The sequence below is a fragment of the Flavobacterium sp. genome, from assembly GCF_036405015.1.
GTDB lineage: Bacteria > Bacteroidota > Bacteroidia > Flavobacteriales > Flavobacteriaceae > Flavobacterium.
Window position 1 is genome coordinate 1 of sequence record NZ_DASWYK010000206.1, and the last position, 19,170, is coordinate 19,170.

The following is a 19,170-nucleotide window of genomic DNA, read 5'->3' on the forward strand; positions in this document are numbered from 1 at the left end:
ACTGTTAATGTGTAAGTAATTAAAGCGATTGCAAATGCAAACCAACCAATAATTGTATTCCATTTATTGAAATTGAATTGTGCCATATTTAGGTGTTAAAAATTTGAAAGTTTTCTATCCTACAAAGAAAATGTTTTTTTACGTAAAGAATAGGTCATTAACAAAAAATTCTATAAAACTATCCCTGAAAAGTAATTTGTTGTTTGTGAGGACTTTCTGTTGTGTTGTTGAATTTCAAAGTGAAAAAAAACTAAAAAAATGTTTTTTTTTAGTTAAAAAGTTTGCACAAACTAAATAAAGCCCTAAATTTGCACTCGCTAATCGCACTGCTGGTCTATGGTGTAATGGTAACACTACGGTTTTTGGTGCCGTCTTTCTAGGTTCGAGTCCTAGTAGACCAACATAAAAAGTCTCTCAGAAATGAGAGACTTTTTTTTATGAAAAAAGTTTTAATTAAAACTTGCATATACTAAATAAAGTTTTAATTTTGCACCCGCTTAACCGCACTGCTGGTCTATGGTGTAATGGTAACACTACGGTTTTTGGTGCCGTCTTTCTAGGTTCGAGTCCTAGTAGACCAACAGAAAGCCTCTCAGAAATGAGAGGCTTTTTTTATGGTGATATTTTTGGGTTTTAGATTTTTAAACTTTTAAAGTGATAACCGGTCTAACAGCGTGATTGACTAATCCTTCGCTAATGCTTCCGTTAAAAAAGTGGGCAAAACCAGTTCTTCCGTGTGTACACATTCCAATTATATCAGCGTTTATTCTGTTTGAAAAATTAATTATTCCTTTTTCGATGTTGGTGTCATTGTAAGTTTGGGTAGTGTAATTGCTGATGTTGAATTGATCTACAAATTCGTTAATAGCTTTTTCTGCAACATGTGTTGGTTTGAAGCTGTTTGGTGTGCAAATATTGACAAAGTGTATTTTTGAATCGAATATTTTGGTGAAATTTAAAAGTTTTTCGAAAGGCTTTTTGGCTTCTTCCGAGAAATCGGATGCGAAAACAATGTTAGCAGCGTTGAAATCCGAAATGTCTTTTTTGATAACTAAAACAGGTATGTCAGAATTTCGAACTACCTTTTCTGTGTTAGAGCCGATAAATAATTCCTCAACGCCAGAAGATCCATGAGATCCCATTACGATTAAATCAATATTGTGTTCTTTGCTTATTTGGGTGATGCCGTGTATGGGTTTATCCATTTTTACAATTTCAGTTACCTCGATTCCGTCTAAATAAGGTTTTTCGGAAACCTGATCCAACATTTCGTTTGCTTTTTTCATAAAAAGCATGCTTTCAGGGATGCTTACTCCTCCTAAAATCGCATCATTTGTTTGGTGCGGCAATTCTAGCATGTGTAAAATGATGATTTCGGAGTTGTTTTTTTTTGCGATTTGAGCAGCGACTTTTAAAGCATCTTCTGCATGTTCTGAAAAATCTGTAGGTACTAAAATTCGTTTCATGATTTTGAGGGTTAATAGTATGAATAATTCAGTTTTTGAATGCACTTATAAAGATAAGAAATATTTTTAGAGCAATCAATTTATTTGATTTATAAAAAAAACACTATATTTGCACAGTTATTTAATAAAATCTAAATAATGAGGGGACTAAGTGTCCCCTCTTTTTATAAAATTATGACATTCAAAGAAAAAGTAAACGGATTAATTGAGGAAGCTCTTCTGGAAAAACCATCAATCTTTTTGATTGATTTGGCTGTTTCAGATTCTTTCAAAATTAGCGTTGGTTTAGACGGGGATAATGGAGTAGCGCTGCAAGATTGTATCGATATAAGTCGTGCAATTGAGAATAATCTGGATCGAGAAGAGCAAGATTTTTCATTAGAAGTAGCGTCTGTTGGAGTAGGGTCGCCTTTAAAATTGATAAGACAATACAAGAAAAATATTGGTAGAACGCTGATTGTTACTACAAATACCGAAAAAATCGAAGCAGAATTGATAGAAGCTAACGATGTTTTTATAATTTTGTCTTGGAAAGCAAGAGAACCGAAAAAAGTAGGAAAAGGAAAAGAAACAGTTCAAAAAGAGCAACAAATACCTTATACAGAAATTAAAGAGGCAGTTGTTACGGTAACATTTTAATTTTAATTAAAGAATTCGCATGGAAAATTTAGCATTAATCGATTCATTCTCAGAGTTTAAAGATAATAAACTTATTGATCGTGTAACGCTTATGGCAATTTTAGAGGATGTGTTTAGAAATGCATTGAAGAAAAAATACGGATCTGATGATAACTTCGATATTATTATAAATCCTGATAAAGGAGATATGGAGATATGGAGAAGAAGAGTGATCGTTGCTGATGAGGATCTTGATTTTGAAAACGAAGAAATTACCTTGACGGAAGCAAGAATGATCGAAGCGGATTTTGAAATTGGAGAAGAGGTTTCTGAAGAAGTAAAATTAATTGATTTAGGAAGAAGAGCTATTTTGGCACTTCGTCAAAACTTAATATCTAAAATTCACGAACACGATAATACAAATCTTTACAAACAGTTTAAAGATATTATCGGTGATATTTATACAGCAGAAGTGCATCACGTGCGTCCAAGAGTTGTAATCTTGGTTGATGATGAAGGAAATGAAATTGTACTTCCAAAAGAAAAACAAATTCCATCTGACTTTTTCCGTAAAGGAGATAACGTTCGTGGGATTATTGAAAGCGTTGAATTAAAAGGAAATAAACCTCAAATTATTATGTCTAGAACTTCAGAAAAGTTCTTAGAAAAATTATTTGAACAAGAAATTCCAGAAGTTTTCGACGGATTAATTACGGTTAAAAATGTAGTTCGTATTCCGGGTGAAAAAGCAAAAGTTGCGGTAGATTCTTATGATGACAGAATTGATCCAGTAGGAGCTTGCGTTGGAATGAAAGGTTCTCGTATTCACGGAATTGTTCGTGAACTTGGAAATGAAAATATTGATGTAATCAATTATACAAATAATATTCAATTATTTATCACAAGAGCTTTAAGCCCTGCGAAAGTTTCTTCAATTAAAATTGATGAAGAAAGCAAAAGAGCTGAAGTGTTTTTGAAATTAGAAGAGGTTTCTAAAGCAATTGGTAGAGGTGGTCACAACATTAAATTGGCTGGTCAATTGACAGGTTACGAATTAGATGTAATTCGTGAAGGAGATGTTGCTGGAACTGTTGCAGATGAGGATGATGTTGAATTAACAGAGTTTTCAGATGAAATCGAAGAATGGGTAATTGAAGAATTTGCTAAAATAGGTTTGGATACTGCAAAAAGTATCTTGAAACACGACGTAGAAGATTTAGTAAGAAGAACAGATTTGGAAGAGGAAACGATTCTAGATGTTATGAAGATACTAAAAGAAGAGTTTGATAGTTAAGCGATAGCTGAATGTCTGCTCTAACAACACAACGAAAAAGGTAATAATAAAAAGGTTATATGTCTGAAGAGAGAGTAATAAGAATAAACAAGGTTTTAAGGGAATTAAATATTTCGTTAGAAAGAGCTGTAGATTATCTAAAAGATAAAGGAATTGCTATTGATGCAAATCCAAATGCAAAAATTTCTGATAGCGAGTTTAATATCCTTCAAAGCCAATTTGCGGGCGACAAGGGGAATAAGGAGGCTTCTAAAGAGGTTGGAGAAGAGAAAAGAAAAGAAAAAGAGGCATTACGTGTAGAGCGTGAGAAAGAGATTGAAGACAAACGCAGACAAGAAGAAGAGCGTCAAAAACAGCAGGAAATAATTAAAGCGAGAGCTGTTGTTTCTGGACCTGTACAGGTTGGTAAAATCGACTTGAATCCGAAAAAACCTGCCGTTACTCCTTCTGAAGAAACAGCTAAAGTTGAAGAACCAAAAGTTGTTACTGCACCAGTGCAGGCAGAAAAACCTGTTCAAAATGAAACAGTAAAAGCTGAGCCAGTTGTCGCGCAGCCAGTTTCAGAAACAAAAAAGGACGAACCTATTATTACTGAGAAAAAAGAGGTTAAGGCAGAATCTAAAGTTGCTCAAGATCCTATTGTGTCAACTGATCCGACAACTTCAGAAGAGACTATTACAACTCAGTATCAAAAGCTTTCGGGAACTACTCTTACGGGGCAAACAATTGATTTATCTCAATTTAATAAACCTAAGAAAAAGAAAGAAGATCCTAAAGCGGCTCAAAATAAACCTGGTACTCCTGGGGTTGGTAATAATAATAACGCAAACAAAAATAAGCGTAAAAGAATTGCTCCAAAACCTGGAACTCCTGGTGCGCAAAAACCTGCTACAGGAAATAATGCGCCTGGAACACCAAATCCTAATAAGATTACTCCAAATAATAACAATGGAGGAGGGTTTAATGCAAACAGAAGTCAAAGACCTGGTTTCGTAAAAGGAAATCGTCCTGCAATTGTGGCTAAAGTTGAGCCAACAGAAGAAGAAGTAAAAAACCAAATTAGGGAAACTCTTGAAAAACTTCAAGGTAAAGGAGGTAAATCTAAAGCGGCAAAATATAGAAGAGATAAAAGAGAAACGCACCGTCAGAAATCTGATGATGAGCAAAGAGCGCTTGACGAAGGAAGTAAAACTATTAAAGTTACAGAATTCGTTACAGTTGGTGAAATTGCAATCATGATGGATGTGCCGATTACTAAAGTAATTGGAACTTGTATGTCTCTTGGAATCATGGTAACTATGAATCAGCGTTTAGATGCTGAGACGTTAACTATCGTTGCTGATGAGTTTGGTTACGATGTTGAATTTATTACAGTAGATATCGAAGAAGCGATTGAAGTTGTAGAAGATAAAGAAGAAGATTTAGTAACAAGAGCGCCAATTGTGACGGTAATGGGTCACGTTGACCACGGTAAAACATCTTTACTGGATTATATTCGTAAAGAAAATGTTATTGCAGGTGAGTCAGGAGGTATTACACAGCACATTGGAGCATACGGGGTTACTTTAGATAACGGACAAAAAATTGCATTCTTAGATACTCCGGGTCACGAGGCGTTTACCGCGATGCGTGCACGTGGAGCTCAGGTTACGGATATTGCAATTATTGTAATTGCTGCCGATGATGATATCATGCCACAAACGAAAGAGGCGATTAGTCATGCTCAAGCAGCAGGTGTTCCAATTATTTTTGCAATTAATAAAGTGGATAAGCCAAATGCTAACCCTGATAAGATTAAAGAAAGATTGGCAGGTATGAATTTACTTGTTGAGGATTGGGGTGGTAAAATTCAATCACACGATATTTCTGCGAAAACAGGTTTAGGTGTGAAAGAATTACTTGAAAAAGTATTATTAGAAGCAGAGATTTTAGATTTAAAATCTAATCCAAATAAAGCGGCCCAAGGAACTGTTGTTGAGGCTTATTTAGATAAAGGAAAAGGATATGTTTCTACAATTTTAGTTCAAGCTGGAACTTTAAAAATTGGAGATTATATGCTGGCTGGAAAACATCATGGAAAAGTGAAAGCAATGCATGATGAAAGAGGGCATACAATTTTAGCTGCAGGTCCTTCGACTCCAGTATCTGTTTTAGGTTTGGATGGTGCGGCAACAGCGGGTGATAAGTTCAATGTTTTTGAAGATGAAAAAGAGGCGAAACAAATCGCGTCTAAACGTTCTCAATTAATGCGTGAACAGTCAGTACGTACACAAAGACACATTACACTTGATGAGATTGGTCGTCGTATTGCTCTTGGTCAGTTTAAAGAATTAAATGTAATCCTTAAAGGAGACGTGGATGGATCTGTAGAAGCACTTTCTGATTCGTTCTCTAAACTTTCTACAGAAGAAGTTCAAATCAATATTATTCATAAAGGAGTTGGTGCGATCACAGAAACTGATGTTAACTTGGCTTCTGCATCAGATGCGATCATTATCGGATTTAATGTTCGTCCTGCTGGAAACGCAAGACAGCTTGCGGATAAAGAAGAAATTGATATCCGTTACTATTCTATCATTTACGCTGCTATCGATGACTTGAAAGATGCGATGGAAGGAATGTTAGCGCCAGAAATGAAAGAAGAAGTTTTAGGAAATGCTGAAATTCGTGAGATCTTCAAAATTTCTAAAGTGGGTTCAATTGCTGGTTGTATGGTAACAGATGGTAAAATCTTGAGAACTTCTAAGATTAGAGTTATTAGAGATGGAGTTGTAGTTCATACAGGTGAATTAGTTGCTTTAAAACGTTTCAAAGATGATGTTAAAGAGGTGACTAAGGGTTACGATTGTGGTATCCAAATTAAAGGATTTAATGATATCGAAATTAACGATGTTATTGAGGCTTACCACGAAGTAGCAATCAAAAAGAAATTGAAATAATATTCAGTAATTATATTGAAAAGTCCCGACTCATGTCGGGACTTTTTTTGTTCTGACAAATTGCTTTTGTGTTTTTTGTGATGATTGATTTCAAATATTAATGGTATTTTTGGTTTAAATAAAAAATAATAGATATGAAATTAAGAGTATATACTGCCATTTTGTTTTTGAGTTTTTCTTCTTTTTGTTTTTCGCAGGAAGATGTTGAGAAACCGGCACCTCCATCAGGTAATGCTTTAGTTGGTGATTATTATGGAGCAGATGTGTCGAGCGCTTCTATAAATAATGCAATTTCAGTTAGTAAATTAGAAGAGAGTTTGAAAACTAGCAAAAAGATAGAGAATGTTGTTGTAAAGGGAGAAGTAACTGGAGTTTGTCCTAAAAGAGGATGTTGGGTTAGTATTAAAACAGAAGATGGTTCTTCTTTTTTTGTGAAAATGAAGGATTATGCGTTTTTTGTGCCTACTGCGGCTAAAGGAAAAAATGTTATTTTGGAGGGTTTTGCTGAAAGAAAAGTGACATCAGTTGAAGAATTGAAACATTACGCAAAAGACGCTAAAAAGACAAAAGCCGAGATAGATGCGATAAAGCTTCCGAAAGAGGAAATAAGGTTTTTAGCTAGCGGAATTAAGGTTGTGAACTAGGATTGTGGGTAAGATTTAGTTCTTTTGATAATCTTTAAAACATTTAAAATAAAAAAGCGAGATGTTGATCTCGCTTTTTTTGTTTTTTAAAATTTATTTTCCGGGTTTTAGTAAGAAAACGCTTTTATATCTGCTTCTAATTTCTGCCAGATTTCTCTCTGCTTCTATTCTAGTTTTGAAATTACCGACTATTACTTTGTAATTTGGTGTACTAAAGATAATCGTTCCGTCTATACTGGGATTTTCTCGTTTGAAATCTGAAAGCGTTTTTTTTGCATCATCGCTTTTTCCGCTAAAGATTTGAATTCTATAAGTATCGTTTGTATTTATTGACGTGTTAATTTTACGTTTCTCGTTTAGTAGTTGCTCAAATTTACTGTCTTGGCTTAATGTTAAATTTTGGTCTTGTGCGTTAATATTGTGTGCGAAAGCAATCGTTGTAATTGTTAATAACAAATTTTTTGAAGGACTTAAAATTCTCATAATGTGATGGTTTTTATGCAAAAATACTATTTAAAGTTTGAGTGTAAAATTTTAATATTATTTAGAATTGATATAAATTGATATTTAAGAGTATTTTAAGGTTTTGAGAATAGTTCATAAGTCGTATTTTTGTGCAAGTTTTAAAAGAGGGTGTGTGTTTTTCCTGAATTTAGTGCAGAAAAAATCATACCAAAAATTAGTAGACAATTATTTATACTATATGAAAAAGGTGGGTAACCATAATTCGATCTCAAGAAAATTGCTGTTTGGCTTATCGCTGACGTTAATTTTCTCCCTAACTTCATTTGCTCAAGATGCTGCTGCTCCGGCGGCGCCTGAAGCTGCGGCTGCTGCTCCAGCTGCGGGAGGCGGTGATCCAGTAAAAGGGAAGGAACTTTTTAATGCAAATTGCGCTGCATGTCACAAATTAGATGCTAAATCAACTGGTCCTGCTTTAAGGGGAGTTGCAGATAAGCATGATATGGCTTGGATTTACAAGTGGGTGCATAACAGTTCTGACATGATTAAGTCAGGTGATCCTGTTGCTGTTAAACTTTTCGAGGAAAATAATAAAGCAGTGATGACTTCTTTTCCTCAGTTATCTGAAGGTGATATTGATAATATCATAGCTTATACTTCTCAGCCTAAAGCTGAACCTGCGGCTGCAGCTGGTGGTGCAGCAACTCCTCCAGGAACAAATGTTGAGGCTGGCGGAATTTCAAATAATATTATTTTAGGAGCTCTTGCTCTTGTAATGGCTATCTTGGTTGTGATGTTGTTCATGGTGAACAAAGTATTGACTAAAGTGGCAAATAAAAACGGTATTGAAGTTGCTCCAAAAGAAGCTAGAACTCCAATTTGGAAAGCTTTTGTGCAGAATCAATTCTTGGTTTTGGTAACTGCAATCTTTTTGCTTTTGGCAAGTGGTTATTTTGTTTACGGTTACTTAATGCAAGTAGGTGTAGATCAGAATTACGAGCCAATTCAGCCAATTCACTACTCTCACAAAATTCACGCTGGTGACAACGAAATCAATTGTAAATATTGTCACTCTGCTGCTCGTGTAAGTAAAACAGCTGGTATTCCTTCTTTAAATGTTTGTATGAACTGTCATAAAAATATTTCTGAGGTTGCTGAAACAACTGCTACTCCTGAGTACAGTAAAGCTTTCTACGATGCGCAAATTCAAAAATTATATGATGCTGTTGGATGGGATAAGACTAAACAAGCTTATACTGGAAAAACACAGCCTGTAAAATGGGTTCGTATTCATAATCTTCCTGATTTTGTTTACTTCAATCACTCTCAACACGTTTCTGTTGCAGGTATTGAATGTCAAACTTGTCACGGTCCAGTGCAAGAATTCGAAATCATGAAGCAATACTCTAAATTAACAATGGGATGGTGTGTTGATTGCCATAGAAAAACTGATGTTAAGATGGAAGGTAATGCTTACTATGATAAGATTCATGCTGAACTTTCTAAAAAATACGGTGTAGAGAAATTAACTGCAGCGCAAATGGGAGGTTTAGAATGCGGTAAATGCCACTATTAATCGATTTATTAAGATTTTAATATATATATACAATGTCATCAAACAAAAAATACTGGAAAAGTGTTGAAGAGCTAGAAAATAGCTCTATTGTTGAGGCGCTTAGAAATAACGAGTTTGTTGAAGAAATTCCTACTGATGAGTTTTTAGGTAATGCTGATGCTTTATCTACATCTGGGACTTCACGTCGTGACTTTTTAAAGTACGTTGGGTTTAGTACTGCGGCTGTTACATTAGCTGCTTGCGAAGGTCCTGTTCACAAGTCTATCCCTTATGTATTACAACCAGAGCAAATCATTCCTGGTGTTGCAGATTATTATGCAACTACCGTATTTGATGGTTTTGATTTTGCAAATCTTTTGGTTAAAACTCGTGAGGGTCGTCCAATTAAAATTGAAAACAATACAATTGCAGGTGCTAAATTTGCTGCGAACGCTAGAATTCATGCTTCAATCTTGGGGTTATATGATAGTGGTCGTTTGAAAGAGCCAAAAGTAGATGGTAAAGATTCTACTTGGTCTGCAGTTGATTTAAAAATCAAATCAAGTTTAGCTGATGCAAAAGCTAAAGGAGGTCAAGTTGTATTGTTAACTAATACTTTAGCAAGTCCAACTACAGAGAAATTAATCGCTGAGTTTATTGCTAAAAATCCAAATGCTAAACACGTTGTATACGATGCGGTTTCTTCATCTGAAGCTTTAGATGCTTTCGAATCTGTATATGGTCAAAGAGCTTTGGTTGATTATGATTTCTCAAAAGCTTCTTTAATTGTATCTGTTGGTGCTGATTTCTTAGGAGACTGGCAAGGTGGAGGATATGATTCTGGGTATGCAAAAGGACGTATTCCTCAAAATGGAAAAATGTCTCGTCACTTCCAGTTTGAATCTAATATGACATTATCTGGAGCTGCTGCTGATAAGCGTGTTCCGATGACTACAGCGGTTCAAAAACAAGCTTTAGTTCAAATTTATAACACTATTGCAGGTGCTTCTGTTCCTGTAGCTTTAGATGCAAATGTTAAAGCTGAAGTAGTAAAAGCTGCACAACAGCTTAAAGCTGCTGGATCAAAAGGAGTTTTAGTATCTGGAATTGAAGATAAAAATGCTCAATTATTAGTTTTAGCTATCAATCAAGTATTAGCTAGTGAAGCTTTTAGTACTGCTGGAGCAAGACAAATTAGAAAGGGCTCTAATGCTGTTGTTGCACAGTTGATTAAAGATTTGAATGCAGGAAGTGTTCATACTTTAATTATGAGTGGAGTTAACCCAGCATATACATTAGCTGATTCTGAAGCTTTTGTATCTGGATTGAAAAAAGTTAAAACCTCTGTTGCTTTTTCATTAAAAGAAGATGAAACTGCATCGATTGTAAATGTTGCTGCTGCGGCTCCTCATTACCTAGAATCTTGGGGTGATGTTGAAATTACAAGCGGAACTTACAGTTTAACACAGCCAACAATTCGCCCAATCTTTAATACAAAACAATTTCAAGATGTTTTATTGTCATTAAATGGTACTGCAGGTACTTTTTATGATTATTTAAAAGCAAATTCTGGAGTATTTACTGCAGGATCTTCTTGGAACAAAGTATTACATGATGGTGTGGCTGTTGTAGGATCTACAGTATTATCTGGAGGAGCTATTGATGCTGCTTCTGCTGCAAGTGCTGTTTCAAAATCTAAAGCTGCTGGTGAGTACGAATTAGTATTGTACACTAAAACAGGATTAGGAGATGGACAACATGCAAACAACCCTTGGTTGCAAGAGTTTCCAGATCCAATTACAAGAGTTTCTTGGGATAACTATGTTACAGTTTCTAATGCAGATGCTAAAAAACTTGGTTTGTCAAACGAGATTGTTGCAAACGGTGGTCTAAATGGTAGTTATGCTACTATTACTATTGCTGATGGATTGAAATTGGAAAATGTTCCAGTTATCGTTCAACCAGGTCAGGCAGTTGGAACTTTAGGTTTGGCTTTAGGTTATGGACGTAAAGCTTCTCTAAAAGAAGAAATGCAAGTAGGTTTAAATGCTTACGCTTTATATAAAGGATTTAATGGAGTTCAATCTGTTTCTATCGTTAAAGCTGGAGGAGAGCATGAGTTTGCTTGTGTTCAAGGACAGAAAACTTTAATGGGTAGAGGTGATATTATTAAAGAAACTACTTTAAAAATATTCAATACTGAAGATGCAGAACATTGGAATGAAAAACCAATGGTATCTTTAGATCACCAAGAAGTTGAAGCTACTACAGTAGATTTATGGGAATCGTTTGATCGTACAACTGGTCACCACTTCAACCTTTCAATTGACTTAAATGCTTGTACTGGATGTGGAGCTTGCGTTATCGCTTGTCACGCTGAAAACAACGTTCCTGTTGTAGGTAAAGCTGAAGTTAGAAGAAGCCGTGATATGCACTGGTTACGTATCGATAGATACTATTCTTCTGAAGATACTTTTGAAGGTGATAACGAGAGAAAAGAAGGAATTGCTGGTTTATCAAGTTCATTGTCTACATTCAATGAAATGGAAAAACCTGGAGATAATCCACAAGTAGCATTCCAGCCAGTAATGTGTCAACACTGTAACCACGCACCTTGTGAAACAGTATGTCCTGTCGCTGCAACTTCTCACGGTCGTCAAGGTCAAAACCACATGGCTTATAACAGATGTGTTGGTACTCGTTATTGTGCAAATAACTGTCCTTATAAAGTTCGTCGTTTTAACTGGTTCTTGTACAACAAAAACAGTGAATTCGATTATCATATGAATGACGATTTAGGTCGTATGGTATTAAACCCAGACGTAAACGTTCGTTCTCGTGGAGTTATGGAAAAATGTTCTTTCTGTATCCAAAGTACTCAAGCAGTAATTCTTCAAGCTAAACGTGAAGGTAGAGTAGTAGCAAAAGATGAGTTCAACAATGCTTGTGCTTGTTCTGCAGCTTGTTCTTCTGGAGCTATGGTTTTTGGAGATGTAAATGATAAAGAAAGTGAAGTTGCTAAACTTGCTGAAAGCGAAAGAGCATACCACTTATTAGAGCATGTGGGTACAAAACCAAATGTTTTCTATCATGTAAAAGTTAGAAATACTTAGTAAAATTATTAATTAAGAAACAATATAAAGGATTATGTCGTCTCACTACGAAGCACCCATTAGAAAACCTTTAGTTATAGGTGATAAATCATATCACGATGTAACTGTAGATGTGGCAGCGCCTGTTGAAGGACCTGCAAATAAACAATGGTGGATTGTATTTACAATCGCATTAGTAGCCTTCCTTTGGGGGTTAGGTTGTATAATTTACACCGTATCTACCGGTATCGGAACATGGGGATTAAATAAAACAGTTGGTTGGGCTTGGGATATCACTAACTTCGTTTGGTGGGTAGGTATTGGTCACGCCGGAACATTAATTTCTGCGGTATTATTACTTTTCCGTCAACGTTGGAGAATGGCTATTAACCGTTCTGCGGAAGCCATGACTATTTTCTCAGTAGTACAAGCAGGTTTGTTCCCAATTATTCACATGGGTCGTCCATGGTTAGCATACTGGGTATTGCCTATTCCAAACCAGTTTGGATCTCTTTGGGTAAACTTTAACTCACCATTACTTTGGGACGTATTTGCGATTTCAACGTATCTTTCAGTATCATTAGTATTCTGGTGGACTGGTTTATTGCCTGATTTCGCTATGCTTCGTGATAGAGCTATTACTCCATTTAACAAAAGAGTTTATTCTATCCTAAGTTTTGGATGGAGCGGTAGAGCTAAAGATTGGCAACGTTTTGAAGAAGTATCTTTAGTATTAGCTGGTTTAGCTACTCCTCTTGTACTTTCTGTACACACAATTGTATCGATGGACTTTGCTACTTCTGTAATTCCAGGATGGCATACAACAATTTTCCCTCCTTACTTCGTTGCAGGAGCGGTATTCTCAGGATTTGCAATGGTAAACACATTGTTGATCGTAATGAGAAAAGTTTCTAACCTTGAAGCATATATCACATTACAACATATCGAGTTAATGAACATCATTATCATGATTACTGGATCTATTGTAGGTGTTGCTTACATCACTGAGTTATTCGTAGCTTGGTATTCAGGTGTAGAATATGAGCAATATGCATTCTTAAACAGAGCTACTGGACCTTACTGGTGGGCATATTGGTCAATGATGACATGTAACGTGTTCTCTCCTCAGTTCATGTGGTTCAAAAAATTAAGAACAAGTATCATGTTTTCATTTATCATTTCGATCGTGGTAAACATCGGTATGTGGTTTGAAAGATTTGTAATTATTGTTACTTCTTTACATAGAGATTACCTTCCATCTTCTTGGACAATGTTCTCACCAACATTTGTTGATATTGGAATTTTCATTGGAACGATTGGTTTCTTCTTTGTATTGTTTTTATTATACTCTAGAACATTCCCTGTAATTGCTCAGGCAGAGGTTAAAACAATTTTGAAAGGAACAGGAGATAATTACATTAGAGAAAGAGCAAACAGTAAAGATTCACATCATGAGTAATAAAGTAATATACGCCATTTATAATGACGATGATATTTTGATGAATGCAGTAAAGAAAACAAGAGCTGCGCATCATCATATTGAAGAGGTTTTTACTCCATTCCCAGTTCACGGATTGGATAAAGCTATGGGCTTAGCACCAACAAGATTAGCAATTTGTGCGTTCCTTTATGGATGTGTTGGTATTTCTGTTGCAACATTTATGATGAGTTATATCATGATTCATGATTGGCCGCAAGATATCGGAGGGAAACCAAGTTTTAGTTTCATTCAAAACATGCCTTCTTTTGTGCCGATTATGTTTGAGATGACTGTATTTTTTGCAGCTCACTTAATGGTTATTACTTTTTATATGAGAAGTAGATTATGGCCATTCAAAGAAGCTGAGAATCCAGATGTAAGAACTACTGATGATCACTTCTTAATGGAAGTAGCAATAAATGATAACGAAGCAGAGTTGGTTTCTTTCTTTGAAGGAACAGGAGCTGTTGAAGTTAAAGTAATAGAAAAGAATTAATTGTAGCTATGAAAAGGATATATAAAATAACACTTTTAGTTGGTATAACTATTTTAGTTTCATCTTGCCACAATAATTCGGCACCGAACTATCAGTATTTCCCAAATATGTATGAATCTGTTGCTTACGAGCCTTATGCAGAAGCAAAAATATTTAAGGGAGGAAAAGAAGGACAGCTTCCTGTTGCAGGAACTATTAATAGAGGTTTTGAACCTTATGAGTATGAAAATTCAACTGCTGGTTATGAATTGGCTAAAGCTAATTTGAAATCTCCTTTGGATTCTATCGAAAGAAATTCTGGAAAAGGAAAAGAACTTTTCGAAATTTACTGTATTAGCTGCCATGGTGCAACTGGAAACGGTAAAGGTAAATTGGTTGAAAGAGAAAAATTTCTTGGAGTACCTAGCTATAAAGACAGAGAAATCACTGAAGGAAGTATCTTTCATGTTGAGACTTATGGTTTAAATGCAATGGGTTCACATGCAAATCAATTAAGTGCTCACGAACGTTGGTTAGTTGCTGACTATGTTCTGAAACTAAAAAGCCAATTATAATTGTTGAACAAACTGATCGTAATAGATATGTATACATTTTCAAGTAAATTAAAAACTTTTTCTATCATCTTAATGGCCGTTGGTATATTAGGAATTGGGTATGGTTTTTTAAGTGCGCCAAAAGATATTCAAGAAGTTGAAAAAATACTAGCTGCAGATGAACATGGTTCTCATGGTGCTGCACATGAAGAGAAAGCGGAGGCATCTCACAAAGAAGCAGGTCATCATGAAGCTGCTGCTGAAGCATCACATGATTCTCACAAGGGAGCTGATCATGCTGAAGTTTCTGGTGCAAATGAGCACGAAAAACATTTGAAGCATGTATTGCACCAATTGCAAAACAAACCTTGGTCTGCAGTATATGTAGCTTGTATTTTCTTTTTACTGCTTTCTATGGGAGTTTTAGCTTTTTATGCTATTCAACAGGTTGCTCAGGCAGGTTGGTCTCCAGTTTTGTTTAGAGTAATGCAAGGTATTACAGCTTATTTACCAGCTGGTTCAATTATCTTTTTCATAATCCTAGTTTTATGTGGTTTACACTTCAATCACATTTTCGTATGGTTGGGTGAAGGTGTAACAGATCCTAAACACGCAGATTATGACGCTATTATTGCTGGGAAATCAGGATATTTAAATTTCCCATTCTGGATTGTTAGAGCTTTTATCTTTTTATTAGGATGGAATATCTACCGTCATTTTTCTAGAAAAAACTGTTTAGCACAAGATGAAGCAAATGATGATCTTTACTACAAAAAGAACTTTAAGGCTTCTGCAGGATTCTTAGTATTCTTTATCGTTTCTGAGTCTATCATGGCTTGGGACTGGATTATGTCTTTTGATCCTCACTGGTTTAGTACTTTGTTTGCTTGGTATGTATTCGCTTCTTTCTTTGTAAGTGGTATAACAGCTATTGCATTAGTAACTATTTACTTGAAATCAAAAGGGTATTTAGAGTATGTAAATACTAGCCACATTCATGATTTAGCTAAATTCATGTTTGGTATTAGTGTTTTCTGGACATACTTATGGTTCTCTCAATTTATGTTGATCTGGTATGCTAACATTCCAGAGGAGGTAACTTACTTTGTAACAAGAATTCAATTATATAACCTTCCTTTCTTTGGAGCGGTTGTTATGAACTTTGTTTTCCCATTATTAATATTAATCAATACTGATTTCAAACGTCTTAGCTGGGTTATTGTTATGGCTGGTGTTGTAATATTATTAGGTCACTACATTGATTTCTTTAATATGATCATGCCTGGTACAGTAGGGGACAAATGGTTTATTGGAGTTCCTGAAATTGCATCGGTTCTTTTCTTCTTAGGTTTATTTATATTTGTTGTATTTACTGCATTAACTAAATCTCCTTTGCTTGCAAAAAGAAATCCTTTCATTGAAGAAAGTAAACATTTTCATTATTAATATTTAAAGAAGTAAACAGATGACAAGTTTGTTGGTAATTATAGTTTTAGTTTTATTAGCAGTTGCATTATGGCAATTGACGAAGATATTTGATCTTACTCAGGTTGGAGCATCTTCGGACGATTCTCAGGTTGCATCAGATAATGACAATAACATTCAGGGATATATTTTGTTTGGCTTTTTAGCTTTCATTTATATATTTACTATTTATGGTTTACTAAAATGGGGTAATTTGGCACTTCATACTCCTGCTTCTGAGCATGGTGGTTTAGTAGATAATTTAATGAATATTACTTGGGTTTTGATCTTTACAGTTCAAGTAATTACTCAAGGTTTATTATACTGGTTTTCTTTTAAATACAAAGGAAACAAAGATAAAAAAGCATTATTCTTTGCTGATAGTAATAAATTAGAAGCAATTTGGAGTATCATTCCTTCTGTTGTTTTGGCATGTTTAATTCTTTACGGATTATATGCTTGGAATAACATTATGTTTGTTGATAAAGATGAAGATGTAATCGAAATCGAATTATACGCTCAACAATTTAAATGGACAGCAAGATATGCTGGTCAAGATAATGTTTTAGGAAAAGCTAACGTACGTTTAATCGAGGGTGTTAACACATTAGGTGTTGATATGTCTGATAAAAACTCTCAAGATGATATCGTAGTTTCTGAATTACATATTCCTAAAGGTAAAAAAGTTCACTTTAAAATGCGTTCTCAGGACGTATTACACTCAGCTTACTTTCCTCACTTTAGAGCTCAGATGAACTGTGTTCCTGGTATGGTTACTGAGTTTGCTTTTGTTCCAACTTACACTACTGCAGAATACAGAGAGTTACCATTCATGGTTGAAAAAGTTGCGAATATCAATAAACTTAGAGCTGAAAAAAGTAATGAGTTAGTTGCAAAAGGAGGAACAGCTTTAGATCCTTATACATTTGACTATTTATTATTATGTAATAAAATTTGTGGAGCTTCACACTACAACATGCAAATGAAAGTTGTTGTAGATACTCCAGAAGATTATAAAAAATGGTTAAGTGAAAAAACTACTTTAGCTCAGGATATTGCAGCGGCGAAAGCAGCTGAGAAGCCAGCTGAAGGAGCTGCACCGACTACAGATAGTGCTTCTAAAGTTGTTGACACAGTGAAAGCTGTTGTTGATACAGTAAAGGCAGCTGTAGCTAAAGTTGCAATGAAATAATATTATTTAGAAAATTTAAAGTACACATATATGTCAGCAGAAGCGCACGATCACGATCACGGACACGATCACGAGCACGAACATCATCATAAAGACACGTTCATTACTAAATATATTTTTAGTATTGATCACAAAATGATTGCTAAACAATACTTGATTACTGGTATTGTTATGGGAGTAATTGGTATTGCAATGTCCTTGCTTTTCAGAATGCAATTGGCGTGGCCAGAAGAGTCTTTTAAGATATTTAATGTTTTATTAGGAGATAAATTTGCACCTGATGGTGTAATGGCAAATGATATTTATTTAGCTTTAGTTACAATTCACGGTACCATCATGGTATTCTTTGTACTGACAGCCGGTTTAAGTGGAACTTTTAGTAACTTACTTATTCCGCTTCAAATTGGAGCAAGAGATATGGCCTCTGGATTCATGAATATGATTTCTTACTGGTTGTTTTTCTTATCAGCTGTTGTAATGTTATGTTCATTATTTGTTGAAGCTGGTCCAGCTTCTGCGGGATGGACAATCTATCCACCATTAAGTGCTTTACCACAAGCAATTCCTGGTTCGGGAACTGGTATGACTTTATGGTTAGTATCTATGGCTATTTTCATCGCATCTTCTTTGATGGGATCTTTAAATTACATTGTTACTGTTCTTAACTTGAGAACTAAAGGAATGTCTATGACTAGACTTCCACTTACAATCTGGACATTTTTCGTAACAGCTATTATTGGTGTTATTTCATTCCCAGTATTATTATCTGCTGCTTTATTATTAATTTTTGATAGAAGCTTTGGTACTTCATTCTTCTTATCGGATATTTATATTGCAGGTGAAGTTTTACACTACCAAGGAGGTTCTCCAGTATTGTTTGAGCACTTATTCTGGTTCTTAGGTCACCCTGAGGTTTATATCGTAATTTTACCAGCAATGGGTCTTGTTTCTGAAATTATGGCTACGAATGCTCGTAAACCAATCTTCGGATATAGAGCGATGATTATGTCAGTTCTTGCAATTGCATTTTTATCTACTATTGTATGGGGTCACCACATGTTTATTTCAGGTATGAATCCTTTCTTAGGATCTGTATTTACTTTTACAACTTTATTGATTGCGATCCCATCTGCTGTAAAAGCGTTCAACTGGATTACAACTTTATGGAAAGGAAACTTACAGTTTAACCCTGCAATGTTATTCTCTATCGGAATGGTTTCTACTTTCATCACTGGAGGTTTAACAGGAATTATTTTAGGAGATAGTACTTTAGATATTAACGTTCATGATACTTACTTCGTAATTGCTCACTTTCACCTAGTAATGGGTATCTCTGCACTTTATGGAATGTTCGCTGGTATTTACCACTGGTTCCCTAAAATGTATGGAAGAATGTTAAATAAAAACTTAGGTTATATTCACTTCTGGATTACTGCAGTTTGTGCTTATGGAGTTTTCTTCCCGATGCACTTTATTGGATTAGCTGGTCTTCCAAGACGTTACTATACAAATACAAACTTCCCATTATTTGATGATTTACAAAATGTGAATGTTTTAATTACAACATTTGCTCTTGTAGGAGGTGCGTTCCAATTAGTATTCTTATACAACTTCTTTAGTAGTATTTTCTACGGTAAGAAGGCAGTTCAAAATCCATGGAAATCTACAACATTAGAGTGGACAACTCCAGTAGAGCATATCCATGGAAACTGGCCAGGAGAAATTCCTCATGTATATCGTTGGCCGTATGACTACAGTAACCCAAATCATGATGTAGATTTTGTTCCTCAAAATGTACCAATGAAAGAAGGTGAAGAAGTTTTACACCACTAGAAATATTAAAAAAGACTATCAGAAATGATAGTCTTTTTTTTGTTTAGTTAAAGTTGTAAACCTTCAGTTTTACTATTTTACAAAACTAATTACTTTCTATAT

At 35.0% G+C, this 19,170-nt stretch carries 14 protein-coding genes and 2 tRNA genes; 14 read left to right on the forward strand and 2 right to left on the reverse strand.

Annotated elements, in window-relative coordinates:
- The first annotated feature begins 330 nt into the window (after positions 1 to 330).
- Both VGE71_RS17500 and VGE71_RS17505 read left to right on the forward strand, forming a co-directional pair.
- Positions 331 to 401: transfer RNA gene (locus tag VGE71_RS17500), tRNA-Gln, on the forward strand.
- Positions 402 to 510: 109 nt separating this feature from the next.
- Positions 511 to 581 (forward strand) — tRNA-Gln (locus tag VGE71_RS17505).
- 60 nt (positions 582 to 641) lie between these two features.
- Here VGE71_RS17505 and VGE71_RS17510 read toward each other — a convergent pair.
- Positions 642 to 1,466, reverse strand: coding sequence for a universal stress protein (locus VGE71_RS17510; RefSeq protein WP_331139464.1), 825 nt, complete (start codon positions 1,464 to 1,466; stop codon positions 642 to 644).
- 174 nt (positions 1,467 to 1,640) lie between these two features.
- On the opposite strand from VGE71_RS17510, the gene rimP reads away from it, so the two are divergent.
- The 4 genes from rimP to VGE71_RS17530 all read left to right on the forward strand — a co-directional run bounded on the left by rimP (position 1,641) and on the right by VGE71_RS17530 (position 6,961).
- On the forward strand, positions 1,641 to 2,105 hold the full coding sequence (rimP, locus tag VGE71_RS17515) for a ribosome assembly cofactor RimP (protein WP_186296591.1): 465 nt from the start codon (positions 1,641 to 1,643) through the stop codon (positions 2,103 to 2,105).
- Between the two features lie 19 nt (positions 2,106 to 2,124).
- Complete coding sequence (gene nusA, locus VGE71_RS17520) at positions 2,125 to 3,378, forward strand: transcription termination factor NusA (RefSeq protein WP_012023705.1); 1,254 nt, start codon at positions 2,125 to 2,127, stop codon at positions 3,376 to 3,378.
- Between the two features lie 59 nt (positions 3,379 to 3,437).
- On the forward strand, positions 3,438 to 6,317 hold the full coding sequence (gene infB, locus VGE71_RS17525) for a translation initiation factor IF-2 (protein WP_331139465.1): 2,880 nt from the start codon (positions 3,438 to 3,440) through the stop codon (positions 6,315 to 6,317).
- A 134-nt stretch (positions 6,318 to 6,451) separates the two neighbouring features.
- The gene (locus VGE71_RS17530; protein ID WP_331139466.1) at positions 6,452 to 6,961 is read left to right on the forward strand and encodes a DUF4920 domain-containing protein; all 510 of its coding nucleotides are present in this window, start codon (positions 6,452 to 6,454) and stop codon (positions 6,959 to 6,961) included.
- A 93-nt stretch (positions 6,962 to 7,054) separates the two neighbouring features.
- Here VGE71_RS17530 and VGE71_RS17535 read toward each other — a convergent pair whose 3' ends face one another.
- Positions 7,055 to 7,444, reverse strand: coding sequence for an SPOR domain-containing protein (locus VGE71_RS17535; RefSeq protein ID WP_331139467.1), 390 nt, complete (start codon positions 7,442 to 7,444; stop codon positions 7,055 to 7,057).
- Between the two features lie 220 nt (positions 7,445 to 7,664).
- Between VGE71_RS17535 and VGE71_RS17540 the strand changes: the two genes are divergently transcribed.
- Genes VGE71_RS17540 through VGE71_RS17575 form a run of 8 tightly spaced genes read left to right on the forward strand, consistent with a single transcriptional unit; the run spans position 7,665 to position 19,068 of the window.
- A complete protein-coding gene (locus tag VGE71_RS17540; protein WP_331139468.1) occupies positions 7,665 to 8,999 on the forward strand; it encodes a c-type cytochrome in 1,335 nt (444 codons plus the stop codon).
- Between the two features lie 32 nt (positions 9,000 to 9,031).
- On the forward strand, positions 9,032 to 12,091 hold the full coding sequence (locus VGE71_RS17545) for a TAT-variant-translocated molybdopterin oxidoreductase (protein ID WP_331139469.1): 3,060 nt from the start codon (positions 9,032 to 9,034) through the stop codon (positions 12,089 to 12,091).
- Between the two features lie 34 nt (positions 12,092 to 12,125).
- Positions 12,126 to 13,529 carry an NrfD/PsrC family molybdoenzyme membrane anchor subunit gene (nrfD, locus tag VGE71_RS17550; protein WP_109191792.1) on the forward strand — a complete coding sequence of 468 codons (1,404 nt, stop codon included), beginning with the start codon at positions 12,126 to 12,128 and terminating at the stop codon, positions 13,527 to 13,529.
- Positions 13,522 to 14,046 carry a DUF3341 domain-containing protein gene (locus tag VGE71_RS17555; RefSeq protein WP_331139470.1) on the forward strand — a complete coding sequence of 175 codons (525 nt, stop codon included), beginning with the start codon at positions 13,522 to 13,524 and terminating at the stop codon, positions 14,044 to 14,046. The genes nrfD and VGE71_RS17555 overlap by 8 nt, the downstream gene beginning before the upstream one ends.
- 8 nt (positions 14,047 to 14,054) lie before the next feature.
- The gene (locus VGE71_RS17560) at positions 14,055 to 14,600 is read left to right on the forward strand and encodes a cytochrome c (RefSeq protein ID WP_331139471.1); all 546 of its coding nucleotides are present in this window, start codon (positions 14,055 to 14,057) and stop codon (positions 14,598 to 14,600) included.
- 27 nt (positions 14,601 to 14,627) lie between these two features.
- A complete protein-coding gene (locus VGE71_RS17565; RefSeq protein WP_331139472.1) occupies positions 14,628 to 16,025 on the forward strand; it encodes a quinol:cytochrome C oxidoreductase in 1,398 nt (465 codons plus the stop codon).
- Between the two features lie 19 nt (positions 16,026 to 16,044).
- Positions 16,045 to 17,235: a cytochrome c oxidase subunit II gene (locus VGE71_RS17570; RefSeq protein ID WP_331139473.1), complete on the forward strand. Its 1,191-nt coding sequence runs from the start codon at positions 16,045 to 16,047 to the stop codon at positions 17,233 to 17,235.
- A 30-nt stretch (positions 17,236 to 17,265) separates the two neighbouring features.
- A complete protein-coding gene (locus VGE71_RS17575; protein WP_331139474.1) occupies positions 17,266 to 19,068 on the forward strand; it encodes a cytochrome c oxidase subunit I in 1,803 nt (600 codons plus the stop codon).
- The last annotated feature ends 102 nt before the right edge of the window (positions 19,069 to 19,170 follow it).